Source organism: uncultured Intestinibacter sp., assembly GCF_902468165.1.
Taxonomy (GTDB): domain Bacteria; phylum Bacillota; class Clostridia; order Peptostreptococcales; family Peptostreptococcaceae; genus Intestinibacter.
The window spans coordinates 1-17,395 of sequence record NZ_CABQXJ010000010.1 but is presented as its reverse complement, the minus strand read 5'-3'; the positions used below and the strand labels follow the sequence as shown (position 1 = coordinate 17,395).

At 28.9% G+C, this 17,395-nt stretch carries 13 protein-coding genes; 11 read left to right on the top strand and 2 right to left on the bottom strand.

Annotated elements, in window-relative coordinates:
* Positions 1–7: 7 nt before the first annotated feature.
* The 6 genes from RDX53_RS03325 to htpG all read left to right on the top strand — a co-directional run bounded on the left by RDX53_RS03325 (position 8) and on the right by htpG (position 7,911).
* On the top strand, positions 8–2,269 hold the full coding sequence (locus tag RDX53_RS03325; RefSeq protein ID WP_195929412.1) for an ABC transporter permease: 2,262 nt from the start codon (positions 8–10) through the stop codon (positions 2,267–2,269).
* 113 nt (positions 2,270–2,382) lie between these two features.
* Positions 2,383–3,567 (top strand): M20 family metallopeptidase, encoded by a 1,185-nt coding sequence (locus tag RDX53_RS03320; RefSeq protein WP_195929411.1) that lies wholly within the window; start codon positions 2,383–2,385, stop codon positions 3,565–3,567.
* 333 nt (positions 3,568–3,900) lie between these two features.
* On the top strand, positions 3,901–4,332 hold the full coding sequence (locus RDX53_RS03315) for an Hsp20/alpha crystallin family protein (protein ID WP_195929410.1): 432 nt from the start codon (positions 3,901–3,903) through the stop codon (positions 4,330–4,332).
* Positions 4,333–4,497: 165 nt separating this feature from the next.
* The gene (locus RDX53_RS03310; protein ID WP_307993707.1) at positions 4,498–4,935 is read left to right on the top strand and encodes an Hsp20/alpha crystallin family protein; all 438 of its coding nucleotides are present in this window, start codon (positions 4,498–4,500) and stop codon (positions 4,933–4,935) included.
* A gap of 232 nt (positions 4,936–5,167) precedes the next feature.
* Entirely contained in the window at positions 5,168–5,533 is a 366-nt protein-coding gene (locus tag RDX53_RS03305; RefSeq protein WP_195929408.1) for a NusG domain II-containing protein, read from the top strand.
* A 440-nt stretch (positions 5,534–5,973) separates the two neighbouring features.
* Positions 5,974–7,911 carry a molecular chaperone HtpG gene (gene htpG, locus RDX53_RS03300; protein ID WP_195929407.1) on the top strand — a complete coding sequence of 646 codons (1,938 nt, stop codon included), beginning with the start codon at positions 5,974–5,976 and terminating at the stop codon, positions 7,909–7,911.
* 103 nt (positions 7,912–8,014) lie between these two features.
* Here htpG and RDX53_RS03295 read toward each other — a convergent pair whose 3' ends face one another.
* Positions 8,015–11,473: an efflux RND transporter permease subunit gene (locus tag RDX53_RS03295; RefSeq protein ID WP_295575670.1), complete on the bottom strand. Its 3,459-nt coding sequence runs from the start codon at positions 11,471–11,473 to the stop codon at positions 8,015–8,017.
* Between the two features lie 168 nt (positions 11,474–11,641).
* Positions 11,642–12,946: a conjugated bile salt MFS transporter gene (locus RDX53_RS03290; RefSeq protein WP_195931426.1), complete on the bottom strand. Its 1,305-nt coding sequence runs from the start codon at positions 12,944–12,946 to the stop codon at positions 11,642–11,644.
* Positions 12,947–13,404: 458 nt separating this feature from the next.
* Here RDX53_RS03290 and RDX53_RS03285 point away from each other — a divergent pair, with 458 nt between their 5' ends.
* The 5 genes from RDX53_RS03285 to RDX53_RS14155 all read left to right on the top strand — a co-directional run.
* Positions 13,405–14,757 carry an alanine:cation symporter family protein gene (locus RDX53_RS03285; protein ID WP_307993706.1) on the top strand — a complete coding sequence of 451 codons (1,353 nt, stop codon included), beginning with the start codon at positions 13,405–13,407 and terminating at the stop codon, positions 14,755–14,757.
* A 212-nt stretch (positions 14,758–14,969) separates the two neighbouring features.
* A complete protein-coding gene (locus tag RDX53_RS03280) occupies positions 14,970–15,233 on the top strand; it encodes a hypothetical protein (protein ID WP_195931424.1) in 264 nt (87 codons plus the stop codon).
* 129 nt (positions 15,234–15,362) lie between these two features.
* A complete protein-coding gene (locus RDX53_RS03275; RefSeq protein WP_195931423.1) occupies positions 15,363–16,001 on the top strand; it encodes a nitroreductase family protein in 639 nt (212 codons plus the stop codon).
* Between the two features lie 165 nt (positions 16,002–16,166).
* A complete protein-coding gene (locus RDX53_RS03270) occupies positions 16,167–16,994 on the top strand; it encodes an undecaprenyl-diphosphate phosphatase (RefSeq protein ID WP_307993705.1) in 828 nt (275 codons plus the stop codon).
* 255 nt (positions 16,995–17,249) lie between these two features.
* Positions 17,250–17,395 (top strand): 1,3-beta-galactosyl-N-acetylhexosamine phosphorylase N-terminal domain-containing protein (locus RDX53_RS14155; RefSeq protein ID WP_307993712.1); only part of this gene is annotated, 146 nt, incomplete at its 3' end.

The following is a 17,395-nucleotide window of genomic DNA, read 5'->3' as shown; positions in this document are numbered from 1 at the left end:
GATTGACATGAAAAATCCATTAAACAGAAGCTTATGGAGAGAATTTAAACAGAATTTAACAAGATATCTATCAATTAGTATAGTCCTTATAGTTATGATAAGTGCAGTATCTGGATTTTTAACTGTTGTATATAGTGTAAAGGATTTATTATATAAGAACCAAGATGAATGTAATGTTGAAGATGGTCAATTTGCAGTTACACAAACTCTTAATAAAGATACAAAAGATAAAATAGAAGATTTAGATTTAAATCTTTATGAAAATTTTTATAGTGAACAAGATTTAAGCGATGACACCATGATTAGAATCTATAAAAATAGAGAAAAGGTAGATATAGCCACAGTATATGAAGGCAGATTACCCAAGAATAAACATGAAATTGCTTTAGATAGACTATTTGCTGATAAAAATGATTATAAAGTAGGGGAAACAATTCATTTAAATGGTGAAGATATAAAAATAGTTGGTTTTATAGCTGTTCCTGATTATACTTCATTAATAGAAAAAAATAATGACTTAATGATGGATGCAATTCACTTTGGTGTAGCTATTGTAGATAATAAAACTTTTGATGAATTTGCAGAAAAAAATATAACTTATAATTATAGTTATGTATTAGATAAAAAAGATGCAAGTGATAAAGAAAACTATGATAAATTGAATGATATCAGAGATATATGTTTAGAAAACGGATATATGCTTACAAATATGATGACATCAGATATGAATCAAACCATATCTTTCTTACCAAATGATATGGGTGGAGATATTCCAATGATTAAGGCATTGCTTTATATAATTTTAGTAATCTTAGCATTTATATTCGTAGTAATAAGCGAAACAATTATAGATGAAGAATCTACAGTTATCGGAACTCTTTTGGCAAGTGGATATACTAAAAACGAACTGATTAGACATTATATGGTCTTACCTATAATTATTACTATTGTGAGTTGTATAATTGGGAATATAGTGGGATATCTTGTTTTTCCACCATACTTTAAAGATATGTACTATGGAAGTTATTGCTTGCCACCATTAAAAGTGCAATTTATACCAGAGGCATTTGTAACTACAACAATAATTCCACTTGTATTTATGCTAGTAATTAACTACTTAATGCTTAGACATAAATTAAATATATCACCAATACGATTCTTAAGAAGAGATACACATAAAAATAGAATAAAACAACATATTAAATTAAAACATGGGTCATTTTTTAGACGTTTTCAAATACGTGTAATACTTCAAAATAAGGGTAGTTATTTTACATTATTTATAGGTATATTATTTGCAAGTTTTATATTAATGTTTGGAATAGTTATGGGTCCTTGTATTGATAATTATCTTCAAAACTCAGAAGATAGTGTAAAAGCAGATTATCAATATGTTTTGAAACAACCTGTAGATATAAAAAATGCAAAAGATGCAGAAAAACTTACAATTACAAGTTTAGAAACTTATTATAAGGCAGGGGATTTAGATCTAGATGTATCTTTTTATGGATTAGATAATGATTCTAAATATTATGATGATATTTCTCTACCTTCAAAAGATGATGAAATAACTATTTCGTATGATTTTGCACAAAAAATGGGACTTAAAAAGGGAGATAAAATCACATTTACAAACCCATACACAGAAAAAGATTATAAATTTAAAGTTTATGATATATATGATTATAAAGCTGGATTTTCTGCATATATGACTCAAAAAAATCTTAATGATATGATTGATCAAGATAAAAATTATTATAATGCATATTTATCTGATAAAAAATTAGACATAAAAGATGAATATATACAATCAAAACTAACTAGAAATGATGTTGTGAAAATAGGGGAACAAGTAACCTCAAGTTTTGGTCAAATGATTCCTATAATGACTACAGTATCAATAATTATCTATTTAGTTGTTATGTATATATTAACTAAATTAGTTATGGATAGAAATGCTACAAATATGTCTTTCTTAAAAGTTATGGGATATGATGATAAGGAAATAAGCAAGTTATACTTAAAAGCAAGTACTATAGTGGTTGTAATTTCATTAATCATATGTGCTCCATTTTCATATTACTTAATGGATGTATTGTTTAAATTTGCATTTATGAGATTTACATCATATATAGAAATGTATATGCCATACTATCTACATATTGTAGTATTTGTAGTTGGTTTATTAGTTTACTCTCTAGTTAATTTCATTCTTAATAGAAGTATTAAAAAGGTTGACTTGGGAGAATCATTAAAAGAATCAGAATAAATTTCTATATAAAAATATATACTTATAGTAATATCAATTACTTATAGTCTTTATGATATAATTAAAAGGTACGGATTAAAATCTGTACCTTTTAATTTTTAGGGGGAATAAAAATGTTAAAAAATAAAGTGGAAGAATTAGTTGATAAGTATTTAGATGAAGTGATATCAATAAGAAGGTACCTTCATCAAAATCCAGAGCTTAGTTTAAAGGAGTTTAATACAGCAGAATTTATTGTTAAGGAATTAAACAAAATTGGACTAGATGCTCAAAGGGGAAGAGAAAATAATGGTGTGGTCTCTAATTTGAATTTAGGCAAGGGTAAAAAAACTTTGATGCTCAGGGCGGATATGGATGCCTTACCAATACAAGAAGAAACAAATTTTGAGTTTAAATCAAAAAATCCTGGTGTTATGCATGCTTGTGGTCATGATGTGCATACATCAATACTATTAGGCGTTTCAAAAGTATTAAACGAAATTAAAGATGAGATAAATGGAAATGTAAAGTTTGTATTCCAGCCAGCAGAGGAAAATAATCCAACAGGTGGGGCACCTTTAATGATAAAAGAAGGCGTTTTAGAAAATCCTCATGTCGATAATGCAGTTGCACTTCATGTTTGGGATTATCCAATTGGAACAATTGCTTTAAAACCAAATGCAATGATGTCAGAATCAAATAGAATTTTTATAACTATTAAAGGGCAGGCATCACATGCATCTAAACCGCATGAAGGCCATGATGCTATTGTTTGTGCAGCATATTTAATAACTCAACTTCAGACGATTGTTAGTAGGGCAATAGACCCGAGTGATGTAGTTGTTCTTACATTGTCAAAAATAAATGGTGGTGTGAGATATAATGTACTTCCTAGTGAAGTATCTATTGAAGGTACAGTTAGGTGCTCTAGTGTAGAGGCATGCGAGATACTACCAGATAAAATTGAAGAATTTGTTAAAGATGTTTGCAAAATACATGGATGCGATTATGAATATAAATTTAATCATGGATATCCAGTCACTATGAATGATCCTAAACTTACTAAATTAGTAAAAAAATCTATTATAAATAGTATGGGAGAGGACAGTTTAATCGAGATGGATAATCCCGATACAGGTGGAGAGGATTTCTCTTTCTTTGCAAAAGAAGTTCCATCTTGCTTTATGTTTTTAGGATGCAAGTCTGAAAAAAACGAAGACACTTGTATATTGCATAATTCAAAATTTAACTGTGATGAAGATTGTATAAAAATAGGAATTAAGACTATGGTTAATATAGTTATTGATTATTTTAAATAAAAAAACTTAGAAATCTAAAAAAATATAATCCCCTCTGAACAAGTGATTGGAGGGGATATAAAGGATTTCTGTAAGGAAACTAATAAAAAATAGGAAAAAATTAGCACTCAATGGTTGACAGTGCTAACAAAAAGGTGTACTATATAGTCATAAGGAAAAAGGATAACAAGTAAGACAAAGAAATAAAAGATTTGAATAAACAAATCACAAATTTGAAAATAGGTAAAATGAATAAAGAGTCAACAAAAGCATACCAGGTATGCTTAAATTTAGAAGTTGACTTAGCACTCATTAATGAAGAGTGCTAATAAAAAGATGAAAGGATGATGCTTTATGTTATTTCCAGAAAGAAGATTTGGTTTAGTTAATAATAGTAATAATTTATTTGATTATCTTTTTAGTGATCCAATTTTCAATGTAAATGTACCTAATAGAATGTCCACAGATATAAAAGAAAAAGAAAATGGATATGAATTAGATATGGAAGTTCCAGGATTCGATAAAGAAGACTTGAAACTAGAATTAGAAAAAGGTTACTTAACAGTTACTGCTGAACATAAAAAATCTGATGAAAAGAAAGATGAAGAAGGACATCTAATCAGACAAGAACGTTATTATGGTAGTACAAAGAGAAGCTTTTATGTAGGTGATAAAGTAACAAAAGATGATATCCAAGCAAAATACGATAAAGGTGTTTTAAGCGTATTTGTTCCTAAAAAAGAAGTTAAAAAACTAGAAAATAAACAAACTATAGAAGTAGAATAATATCAATATAGTTTGCAAAATAAATTAAATGATAAAAAGAAGACTTAAATAAGAAATCTTCTAAAATATAAATTAATAATTAATATAATTAATAAAGTTTCAACCAGAGCAAAGGGTATACTCAAAAAAATGGTTGAATTAGCACTCCAGACATAGAGTACTAAAATGAAAGGACGATGCTTTATGTTATTCCCAGAAAGATTTAATTTTAATAATAATTTATTTGATGACTTTTTCACAGACCCAGTTTTTAATATGACTACAACAAACAGAATGTCTACAGACATAAAAGAAAAAGATAATGGTTATGAATTGGCAATGGAAGTTCCAGGATTTAATAAAGAAGATTTGAAATTAGATTTGGAAGATGGTTATTTAACAATAAGTGCTGAACATAATACAACAAACGAAGAAAAAGACAATGAAGGTCATATCATTAGACAAGAACGTTACTATGGCAATACAAAGAGAAGTTTCTATGTAGGTAATGAAGTAACAGAACAAGATATACAAGCTAAATATGACAAAGGTGTTTTAAATATATTTGTTCCTAAAAAAGAACAAAAGAAAATAGAAAATAAACAAGTAATTGAAATTAAATAGAATGAAAATAATTAATCATATGATAATTTCCTCTTTAGAATTTAGCTGGGTAGATGCGGATTTACCTAGCTTTATTTTTTTGAAAAATTATTTGAGAACTATTCTTGGCAATGAGAACGAGTATTAGTATAATAAAATTGTCGGAAAAATTTTTGATTTATTCAATATTTGACATGTAAAAATAAGCAAGATAAATTTAGGGAATTATTAAAAATAATACTGGAGAATAGTTATGAAAAACATTATGAAAAGAAAAGATATAATCTTAATAATAGTCATATTAATTGTTGCAGGAATGGGATTTGGAGCAAAATCTTTATTTGCACAAAAAGGTGGAGAAGTTATCATAAAGGTTGACGGAAAAGACTACGGAACTTACCCATTAAACGAAGATAAAACAATTGATATAGATGAACACAACAAAGTAATAATAAAAGAAGGTGTTGTATATATGGAAGACGCTAATTGTCCGGATAAGCTTTGTATAAAACAAGGAAAAATCGACTCTAATGGACAAAAGATAGTATGCCTTCCAAATAAAACTGTAGTAGAGATTCGCAGTGAAAAAGAAAGCGAAGATGATGTTCAAGCAAAATAAATTGTTTGATAAGGAAGTTGGATATTTTATATTCAACTTTTTTAGATTATATAGTGAGTTAAAAATATAAAGAGAATTATATAGAAAAAATATAGTGGGACTATCAATAAAGAAGTCTCACTATATTTTTATAAAAAATTAGCACTCTATACTTGACAGTGCTAACAAACGTGCTATAATAATATGTATAAGAAAAAAGTTAAAATACAGGATAACTATATCGGTATTTTTTTTACTATCGAATTAGCACTCTCGACTAAAGAGTGATAATTAGGTTTCTTATAAAAAGTTCGAATAAAATTAATTTAGAATAGTTTTATGAAATAAATAAAAAAGAAATAGAACTTTTGCAAAAACCCTTAATAGCAAGGGGGCACCCTTGTTATTTTTTTTTGAAAAAAACAGTAATAAATAATATTCAATTATGGGAGGTCAGACATATGGCATTAAAACAAGGGAGTATCTCAATAGATACTGAAAATATTTTTCCAATAATTAAAAAATGGTTATATTCTGATAAGGATATATTTATAAGAGAATTAATAAGTAATGGTTGTGATGCAGTTAGCAAACATAAAAGACTAGTAGCTTTGGGGGAAGTTAATAGTGATGATAAACCTTATAAGATAACAGTTGCAGTCAGCAAAAAAAATAAAACACTAGAATTTAGTGATAATGGGATAGGTATGACTGCAGATGAAATAGATAAATACATAAATCAAGTTGCTTTTTCTGGAGCAGAGGATTTCTTTAATAAATATAAAGACAAGATGGAAGAATCAAATGATATAATAGGTCATTTTGGTTTAGGATTTTATTCAGCATTTATGGTATCTAGTAATGTTGAAATAGATACACTTTCATATTTAGAAGGTGCAAAACCAATCAGATGGCAATCAGCAGATGGTATGCAATTTGAAATAACTGAGGATGGAACAAGAACTGAAAGAGGTACAACAATAACTCTTACTTTGGCAGAAGATAGCGAAGAATTTTTAGATGAATACAATTTAAGAAGTATAATCACAAAATATTGTTCATTCCTACCTGTTGAAATATATCTAGAAAATACAGATAGATTAGAAGAAGAGGCTAAGAAAAAAGCTGAAGAAGAAAATAAAAAATCTGAAGATGGTAGTGATGATAAAACTTCAGAAGAAACTAAAGATGAAGTAAAACCAATGCCACTTAATGATACAAATCCTCTATGGTTAAAATCACCTAAAGATTGTACTGATGAAGAATATATAAAATTCTATCAACAAGTGTTTAATGTATTTGATGAACCATTATTCTGGATACATCTAAATGTGGATTATCCATTTAATTTAAAAGGTATTTTATACTTCCCTAAACTAAGAAATGAATTTGAATTAGTTGAAGGTAAAGTAAAATTATATAACAATCAAGTATTCGTAGCAGACAACATTAAAGAAGTTATACCAGAATTTTTACTATTATTAAAAGGTGTAATAGATTGTCCAGATTTACCGCTTAATGTATCAAGAAGTTTCTTACAAAATGATAGAGATGTAAGCAAAATTTCTAAGCATATAGTTAAAAAAGTTGCAGATAAATTAAAATCACTTTGTAAAAATGAAAGAGAAAAATACGAAGGATTCTGGGATGATATACAAATATTTATCAAATACGGTTGTCTAAAAGATGAAAGTTTTTATGATAAAATAAAAGAATACATTTTATATAAAGATCTTGATGGAAAATATATAACATTAACAGATTACTTAGAAGTAGCGAAAGATAAACATGAAAATAAAGTATTCTATGTTGTAGATAGAGAACAACAATCTCAATATATTAAATTATTTAAAGAATACGGATTAAATGCAGTTATATTAGATTGCACTATAGATAATAACTTTATCACATTCCTTGAATATAAAGAACATGGTGTAAGATTCAAGAGAATAGACTCTGATTTATCAGATGTATTAAAAGATAAAGATGAAGAAAAGGACGAAAAAGCAGACGAAGAAATAGTTAATTTCTTCAAAGAAAAAATAGGCGATAGAATTGAAAAATATACAGTAGAAAGCCTAAAGAAAGAAGATACACCAGCAGTTATATTAGTTTCAGAAGAATCAAGAAGAATGATGGAAATGCAATCTAGATTTGCTGGATTAGATTATGGATTCGATCTAAAAGAAGAAAAAACATTAGTTATAAATGATAAAAATCCATTAATCAAAAAAGTTTTATCTTTAAAAGATGACGAAACTAAAAAAGAAGCTGTAGATGTAATTTGCAACCAAATTGTAGACTTAGCATTGCTTGCAAACAAAGAATTAAGTGCAGATGAATTAGATTTATTTATCAAGAGAAGTAATGAATTGATGAGTAGAGTTATATCATTATAAAACAGAGTATAAACTTGTGAAATATAAAATAAATTAAAAGAGGGACTATACAATATAAGTAATTTTATTGTATAGTCCCTTTAATGTTTTGGATTAAATTTTATTAGTCTGATTCGCCTATTTCAACAGTTTTTAATTCCTTTTTATGTAATATATCATAAAGAATTGGAACAATAAATAGCGTTAATAATGTAGCGTATAATAAACCACCTATTGTAACTATTGATAAACCTTGTGATAATTCAGAACCCATACCAACTCCTAACGCCATAGTCGACATAGCAAGTATAGTTGTTAAAGCAGTCATAAGTATAGGTCTTATACGCGTTCTACCAGCTTCTAACAAGGCATCATGCTTATTGGCTCCATCAAGTCGTAATTGGTTTACATAGTCCACAAAGACTATACCATTATTAACAACTATACCAGCAAGAACTAAGAATCCTAACATAGAAGTTACACTTAGTACTTGTCCAGTAATTAATAATGCTAATAAACCTCCTGTAAATGCAAGTGGTATAGTAAACATTACGATAAATGGTGATAATAATGATTGGAATTGAGCAACCATTATTAAGTAAATAAATACTATAGCAAGTATTATCATAAGGATTAAGTCTTTCATAGTAGTATTTATTGTTTCAGTTTCTCCTCCTAACTCAATACTATAGCCTGAAGGAGTTTTATATTTATCAATTTTTGATTGTATTTTACGACTTACTAAACCGATATTGTGGCTATCATCAACTGATGCTGAGACAGTTAAATAACGAGTTTGGTTAGTGTGATTTATTGATGATGGAGTATTTGCACTACCTATAGAAGCAATTTCACTTAAAGCTATAGTAACATCTTCATTATTTTGAGTACCTTTTATATTTAAAGACTCTAAGTTTTCTAATGTAGGTTCTGTAGCGCTTTTTACAACTACATCTAAATCATTTCCATTTTGAGTTATAGATGTTGAGTTTCTTTCTGATTTTAGTCCCTCAGAAACTTGTTGATATACTTGTGCAACTGTAAGACCATATTTCATAGCAGCTTCTTTATCAACACTAATACGTTGTTCAACTTCTATATTATCTAAATCACTTTTTATATCAGTAACACCTTTAACTGATTTTAGTAATTTTGTCATATCTTCAGATATAGATTGAAGTTTGTCTAAGTTATTTCCTTTGATTTTGATACTTATTCCACTTGATAACATACTTCCAGTATCCATAGCAGATTCATTAACTGTTATATCATAACCTAAAGATTTTGTTTTATCTTTTATCATTTTAGCAATTTCTTTATTAGAATGTTTCATATCTTCTTTTAAAAGGATATAAGCAGAAACACTTTTTTTAGAAGAACCAGTGATGCTACCTGAACCTGTCATTGCGCCAACACCTTGGACATCTCGAAGTTCTTTTACTATGTTTACAAATTCATCACTAGCACTTTCTAAATCAGCTTGTGTTACTTCTTGACCTTCTTTTGCTGAGATAGTTGCTGTCATTTGAGTAGAGCTCATATCAGGCATGAATGCAGTTCCCATTTTTGTAGCACTATATCCAGCTAAAACTAAAAGTAATAATGCACCCACAAGTATAACTGCTTTATGTCTCAATGCATTGTCTAATACATATTCATATCCATCAACAAGTTTATTAAAGAATTTGTGTTCAACTTGATCTTTGCTAGTTAATATATTAGATGCCATGCAAGGAACTAAAGTAAGAGCCATTAATAAACTCGCAATAAGTGAATATGCGATTGTAAGACCCATATCGACGAATAATTGTCTTGTTATACCGTCTGTAAATACTATCGGTAAAAATACACATATAGTCGTTAGAGTAGAGGCACATATTGCGTTTGAAACTTGTTTAGCACCATAGACAGCGGCTTTATATTTGCTTACACCGTTATTTCTCATTCTATAGATATTTTCGATGACAACTATACTATTATCAACAAGCATACCAACGCCAAGAGCTAAACCAGATAGTGAAATCATGTTTAGAGATATACCTGTGAAGTACATTAAAACTACTGCAAATAGTAAACTCATAGGTATACTTAGAGCTATTATTATAGTAGGTTTAATACTTCTTAAGAAAATTAAAAGTACTATTATTGCTAATACACCACCATAAATTAAATTATCCAGTATACTATCGATAACCATATCTATGTATATACCTTGGTCCATTAGAGAAAGTATATGTAATTTATCATTTTTACTAGTTAAATTATCTATAGTTTTATTTAGTTTATCGCAAACTGAAGAAGTAGAAGCTGTACTAGTTTTTTCTATAGATAAAATGATTCCTGGGTTTCCATTTACATTTGTATATGAATCACTTGTGCTATTTCCATATTCAATGTTTGTAACATCTTTTAAATAAACATCAGCAATATCCTCTAATGAGAATAGAAGAAGATTCTCAATCTCATCTTTAGAAGTAAATTTATCACCGACTTTAACTGAATATTTATCAGCACCATCTTCAACATATCCAGCAGGCATAGAGAAGTTTTCTGCCGAAAGAACTGAATCAATTGTTTCAGGTGTGATTTTATTTGATATATCTGCAGCCTTTAAAGCCTCTTCTCTTGCTTTTTCTATTTCTTCTTTAGAAGACTCAAGTGTAGCTTTTTGTTCACTTACTTGTGAAGCTGTTTTTGATAATTCATCATTTAATGATGAACGAGAACTTTCAAGCTCTGTTTTTTGAGATTGTAACTTTTGAAGTTGAGCTTGTAAATCACTAGTAGAACCAGTATTGCTTGATATAGAGTTTTCGATTTCTTTTATAGAATTGTCTATTTGAGTACTGGTACTATCTAATTCAGAAAGTTTTTGTTGTATTTGAGATTCAGATTGTTGTTGACTTTCGTCTAAGCTAGAGATAGATTTATCTATCTCATCAATTTGATCATCAAATTTCTTATTTACACTTTCTTGAATTTCTTGATTAACAGAATCAATTTTATCAGGGTCTAAAGTGACTTGTAACTGTCTTTCCACAAGGCCACTTGCAGTTACTGATGCCACGCCATCAACACGTTCTAATTTAGGAATAACCTCATTATTAACATATCTAGAAATTTCCTCATTAGACATTCCATCGACATCTACACTTACCATCATTACTGGCATCATATCAGGATTTAGTTTCATAAGAGTAGTAGACCCAACAGAATCATCAAAGTTACCTTTGACTAAATCAACTTGACCATTAAGATCTATCATTGCAGAATCCATATTAGTATCCTGAGAAAATTCAAGTATAACCATACTTACATTTTCATTTGATATAGAAGTAATATTTTCTACACCACTTACGGTAGAGAATACTTCTTCTAGTGGATTTGTAACAGTACTTTCAACCTTCTCTGGACTTGCTCCAGGGTATGTTGTATACGCGATTACATAAGGAAGATTCATATTTGGCAATAAATCAGTCGTCATTTTTGTAAAGGAAACAACACCTAGAACAAGTATAAGGACCATGCATACCAATACTGTTAGTGGTTTTTTTACACTGAATTTTGGTAACAAAAATTTCACCTCACTTTAAAATTTCTAAAACTGACAGGTCAGTCAATAGTATAAGTATAGCATTTTCTAAAAAGGAAATAAATGGAATAAAGTCAAGAAATGTAAAAAAGTGTAAAATAAAAAACTCTACAAATATTTTTTAATATTTGTAGAGTTTTTTATTTTTGTCTATAAAGCTTAAACTATTTTTTTAGTTTCAACAACATTGTTTTCTTTGTTGTATTTTAATATACCAACTGAGGCAATTAATAAACAAGCATATGCTATAACAACATAACCTGTTGTAATTATCCAAGAAGTTAAATAACCAAATGTGTCAACACTTATTCCGAAAAGAACTGTACCAAGTGCATAACCTATAGCGAAGAATACTTGAACTATACCTAATATAGTACCAAATTCTCTATCACCAAAAAGAGCACCTGTTAAGTAAGATGGTCCAATTATATATGCAAATATAGTTATTCCTAAAAGTATTGCAAATAAGTATCCTAAAGCAGGTATACCAGGTATAAATACTAAAGATATTCCGCAAAGAACAACCATAACACTTGATAATAAAAGTGTCTTTTTGATACCTAATTTATCAAAGAATAAACCACCACATAAGTTCCCTAGTATAGAGAAGAAGGCGAATATTGAGCCAATATTAGCAACATAAGTAGCACTAAATCCTAATTTATATAAATAAGATGTGTATTGTACTGACATACCACTTACATAGAAACCTACAAATATAAATCCAACTGCTAATACCCAGAATAATTTCATTTTTGTTACTTCTTTAAGAGTATATCCCCATTTAGTTAAAGTAGTTTTTGTATTTTCTCCTTGTTGTGCTTTATTTCTAGGTACATTAGCAGCTAATTCTGATGGACCTTTTGGTAATCTAACCATAAATATAGAAATTAAAAGTGATACTACAAGAGAGAATATACCAAATATAAAGTATGCTTTTGCATAACCATAGTTTGGATTACTAAGTAATCTAGCAGCAACTTGTTGTAAGAATATATTACCTATACCACTACCACAGAATGCTAGACCCATTGCTAAACCTTTATTTTCTTTAAACCATGAGTTTAAAAGTAATGGAACACCTATAGCAGATACGATAGAAGTACCAACTTGAACTAAAGCTGATATAGCGTAATAAGCCCATAAGTTACCACCAGCAAATGAGAAAAGCGCAAATCCGCCACCACATAATATAGAACCTATGATATAAACTAATTTTATATTTGTTTTAGGATCAGATAAAACTTTACCTATATAAGGTGAAGCAAGTGCTGATACTATTGTACCGATTGTAAATAATAAAGAGAATTGAGTTAGTGTAAATCCTTCTCCATTAGTTACAAAGTTGATGAATTGGGGTTGTACGTTCGTTGCTACACCATAAGGAACAGCTTGAATTAACATACACGCCGCAACTATAACCCAACCATAAAAAAATGGTTTTTTAGTATTTGTATTTTCCATTATTATTTCTCCTTTTTATTATAAGTATTGTTTATTTATTATTACCGAATAATAAGCAATATAGACATAAAAAAAAACAAAATAAAATTGCTAATTAAACTAAATTTAAAATAAATTTAGAAATGGTTGTTTTTAGCATAACACATTCGCATGAAATTTCAAGGGGCAAAAGTAGAAAAAATATACAATAAGACAATATAAACATCAAAATAGGGCAGATTTCATCAGTATAAATGTATAAAAATAACGTTTCCAAGAAACAATAAACATATGTGAAATAATGGATTTAACAAGGTTACACAATTTCATTGAAATTTAAATAAATAATATGTTAAAATGACTTCATGTCGTATCTAGTAAATTATTGTCGACAAGTAAAGATTAAGTATTATATCCATAATAAGGAAAATAAAAAGGAAAGGAGAGCTACTATTTATACGTAGCGAAGACATAATTAAATGGCTAATTTTTTATCACAATTAGAACATATTATAACTGTTGTTTCTGATACAATATGGCCTATATTTTTACCATTTATACTGGTAGTAGGTGCAATAACTTCAATAAGAACTATCTTCATAGTACAGAAACAAGCAACAAAACCATCTACATTAAAACTTAAAAATGCTATAGGACCAGCGGCGATATCTCTTGGTGCTATGATAGGTACTGGTGCCGTTGTAGGTGTTATGGGTGCATTATCAAAATTATATGCAGCAGGACAACATAACATAGAGGCACTAGCAATATGGGCATTAATAGGAGCTTTAATAATGGTTCCAGTTTCTTATTCAGAAACATTAAACTCAAAAATAATGGGGAAAACACCAAAAGAATATATATCATACTTAATAGGTCCAAAATTAGGGATGGTATATGCAGTATGTTTCGTAGCATTATCTGTATTTGGATTTGGTGGTTTCCAATTTAGTGGTATAGATTCAGTTAGTGCTATAGTTGCATCTAAATTCATGGGAATAGAAACTACTTTCATGCAAAGATATTTATTTATCGTTGTACCAGTAATAATCATAGTAGCATTATTAGTACTATCTAAAAGACATGAAGTGTTTATGGATGCAATGACATACATGATAGGAACAGCAGTAGCAGCATACTTTATATTCTTTACAATATTTGTAATTAAAACAGCATCATACATACCAACTTACCTACATGGAATGATTCAAGGTATGATGAACCCTGTTAATGCAATGCTTGGTGTTCCACTTGGATTTATATTAGGTATGCAAAAGATAATCCAAACTGCTGAAACTGGTTTAGGTGCATTAGCTATGGCTGCACAAGAATCTGATTCTGAGCCTAGAGAAGCAGCTATGATAGCATTAATACCTACAATAGTAACAGTATTTGTATCTATAGTAGTTACTTCTTATATAGCATCATATGGTGTACGTAATGGAATAATTCACTTCCCAGCAGATACAATAACAAGATTAACTCAATTATTTGAAACTGCACAAGATGTAACGGGAGTTTTCGGATTAATAGTATTCTCATTATTTACTGTTTTATCTGCATTAACTACAATATTAGGTTCATACTACTATATGACAAAATTATTTAAGTCTAACCATATAAACACAAATATAGCAATATATTTAGTATTAGTATTTACAGCAGGTACATTAGCGGTATTCGGTGCAAATGTAGTGTTTGAAGCAGTAGACTTACTTATGTTTGTGCTTTGCGGAATAAATGTAACTACACTTATGATATTTACATTTAAAGCATGGAAAAAATATAAATTAGATGATAATGATTTAGATCAATCTAAAAGAGTATCTTAATAAACTTAATAGATAAATTATAAAGCCTGTATAAATTTTTTATACAGGCTTTTTTTAATTTCTAACTTATTAACTTACGCAACGGAAGAAGTTGTTGGCACTATGAACGCAGTGAATTTTTTTTGCCTAAATTTATGCTCATAAAACAAAAATAGTAAAAATAAATATATATAAGGCATAAATTAATTTAATATAAATTGGGAGGGATTTTTATGAAAATGTATACACAAAAATACAATCGAGGGAAGGGAAATGTAAGTAATATTCCAAATACAATTGCTTATACATTTATAAGAAATTATATGACTAGTAAAGAATTTGAAGAAATAACATACAGTATGTTTATCAAGAAGATGAATAAACAACAGGTGAGTAGAGCGATGTCAGAAATAAAATGGTTATTTAGAAGTTATCCGGGGTTAGAGGTTTTATCATTACAGGATGAAAAGGGAAATATAACTAGATTTGAACTTTAATAAAAAAAGTATTATTTGTATTTTTTATATATACATAGGAAAATTTTAAAAGATTATAGTAAAAAATTTATAATTGGTATAAAATAGATTTTGTTATTATTTAAAATTGGAATATGAGGAGATATGGAAATGACAAACTTAGAGTTTATATATAAGAGAAAAAGTATCAGAAAATTTACTGACCAAGAAATTCCAAAAGAAGACTTAATCGAAATGTTAAAGGCTGCAACTTATGCACCATCAGCAAAACACCAACAAAACTGGCATTTCGATGTTATAACAAATAAAGAGAAAATAGACGAAATAGCAAAAGTTGTTGGCGATAGACACATGGAAATTGCCAATTTAGCAGATAATGAAAAAGATCAAACTAATATGAGCAAGTTTTTAAAATACTACACAGTATTTAAAAATGCACCAGTTCTTATCTTAGTTTATGCAAAACCATATAAAACAGTAGAATATAAAATATTAAAAGATAAACCAGAATGTAAAGAATTATATGATATGGTAGCTTCTAGTCAAGCTGAGATACAAACTATAGGAGCAGCAGTAGAAAATTTATTATTAGCAGCTGCAAATATGGGATATGGAGCTTGTTATATGACAGGACCTATACATTCTAGAGATAAAATATATGAAGTTATGGGCCATGATGAGACAAAAGGAGAATTAATGGCATTAATACCAGTTTGTGTTCCAGAAGATATGAGTGCACCACAACCACCAAGACTTCCGTTAGAAGATGTAGTAACATTCATAGACTAAAGTTAATCAAAAATTTAATTATTTGTAATAAAAATTATATATTTTAATGTTATACTATAGATGTTAAAAAGATTACTTTTAATAAGAAAGTGAAATATCCTGTTTCTAGCAGGATATTTTAATGTAAAAATTGAAAAATAAATAAAGAATAACGAGAGGTGAATTATGGAATTTATCGAAATAATGAAAGCCATTATCTTAGGGATAATTGAAGGGATTACAGAATGGCTTCCAGTAAGTAGTACAGGACATATGATATTAGTTGATGAATTTTTACAACTAAATATGTCTCCAGCGTTTAAAGAAATGTTTTTTGTAGTTATACAATTAGGTGCAATCATGGCGGTAGTAGTTTTATATTGGAAAAAGATTTTTCCTTTTTCATTTAAAAAGAAACCATTTGTACAAAAGAGTATAATCATAATGTGGATTAAAGTAATAATTGCATGTTTACCAGCTGCAGTTATAGGCCTATTGTTTGATGATAAGGTTAATGAGTTATTCTATAACTTCCAAACAGTAGCGATAATGTTAATTTTATTTGGTATATTCTTTATAGTTGTTGAAAACTACAACAAAGGGAAAATACCTGTGGCAACAGATATGGATCAATTAACATTCAAAATGGCTATAATAATTGGTTTATTCCAAGTTATAGCTGCAGTTTTCCCAGGGACTTCACGTTCAGGAGCAACAATATTAGGAGCTTTATTAATAGGTGTATCAAGAGAAGTAGCAGCAGAGTTTACATTCTTCTTAGCAATACCTGTTATGTTTGGGGCTAGTTTACTTAAATTAGTTAAATTCGGATTTGTATTTACAGGATTTGAAATGTTAATACTATCTGTAGGAAGTATAGTAGCATTTATTGTATCAATACTAGCAATCAAATTCCTTGTTGGATACATAAAGAAACACGACTTCAAAGTATTTGGATGGTATCGCATCATACTTGGTATTGCGGTTATCGGATATTTCCTTGCAGCCAGATAAGTACTGTACAAGAAGGCAGAGTCAGAGTTTTCTCAGGGAGCGATTGTTAGCGACCGAGACAACTCTGACTCTGCCTTTTCATAGCCTACATAATTAGCCATAAAAAAACGGTATGATTCACAACTACTTCTTTTTTTTACAAGTTCTACAGAATTTAGTGTACAAATATCGGATGAAATGAACAGAAATAAATGGTAGAATAATTATAGTCGGTCAGATTGAGAAGTCTGCCAATAATATGAGGAGGAAAATGAGATGGGAGAAACGAAAGGACGTGTTACGATTCCGACAGATGTGGATGTCGTTCCGGAGACACTGGAACTGATGAAACGCTGGGGTGCAGATGCCATTCGTGATTGCGATGGAACTGATTATCCGGAAGGATTAAAGGATGTAGATGC

What these genes read in the sequence shown, in the direction of transcription:
- RDX53_RS03325 (WP_195929412.1), top strand. Translation starts at nt 8, where the DNA reads ATGAAAAATCCATTAAACAGAAGCTTATGGAGAGAATTTAAACAGAAT.
- RDX53_RS03320 (WP_195929411.1), top strand. Translation starts at nt 2,383, where the DNA reads ATGTTAAAAAATAAAGTGGAAGAATTAGTTGATAAGTATTTAGATGAA.
- RDX53_RS03315 (WP_195929410.1), top strand. Translation starts at nt 3,901, where the DNA reads ATGTTATTTCCAGAAAGAAGATTTGGTTTAGTTAATAATAGTAATAAT.
- RDX53_RS03310 (WP_307993707.1), top strand. Translation starts at nt 4,498, where the DNA reads ATGAAAGGACGATGCTTTATGTTATTCCCAGAAAGATTTAATTTTAAT.
- RDX53_RS03305 (WP_195929408.1), top strand. Translation starts at nt 5,168, where the DNA reads ATGAAAAACATTATGAAAAGAAAAGATATAATCTTAATAATAGTCATA.
- htpG (WP_195929407.1), top strand. Translation starts at nt 5,974, where the DNA reads ATGGCATTAAAACAAGGGAGTATCTCAATAGATACTGAAAATATTTTT.
- RDX53_RS03290 (WP_195931426.1), bottom strand. Translation starts at nt 12,946, where the DNA reads ATGGAAAATACAAATACTAAAAAACCATTTTTTTATGGTTGGGTTATA.
- RDX53_RS03285 (WP_307993706.1), top strand. Translation starts at nt 13,405, where the DNA reads ATGGCTAATTTTTTATCACAATTAGAACATATTATAACTGTTGTTTCT.
- RDX53_RS03280 (WP_195931424.1), top strand. Translation starts at nt 14,970, where the DNA reads ATGAAAATGTATACACAAAAATACAATCGAGGGAAGGGAAATGTAAGT.
- RDX53_RS03275 (WP_195931423.1), top strand. Translation starts at nt 15,363, where the DNA reads ATGACAAACTTAGAGTTTATATATAAGAGAAAAAGTATCAGAAAATTT.
- RDX53_RS03270 (WP_307993705.1), top strand. Translation starts at nt 16,167, where the DNA reads ATGGAATTTATCGAAATAATGAAAGCCATTATCTTAGGGATAATTGAA.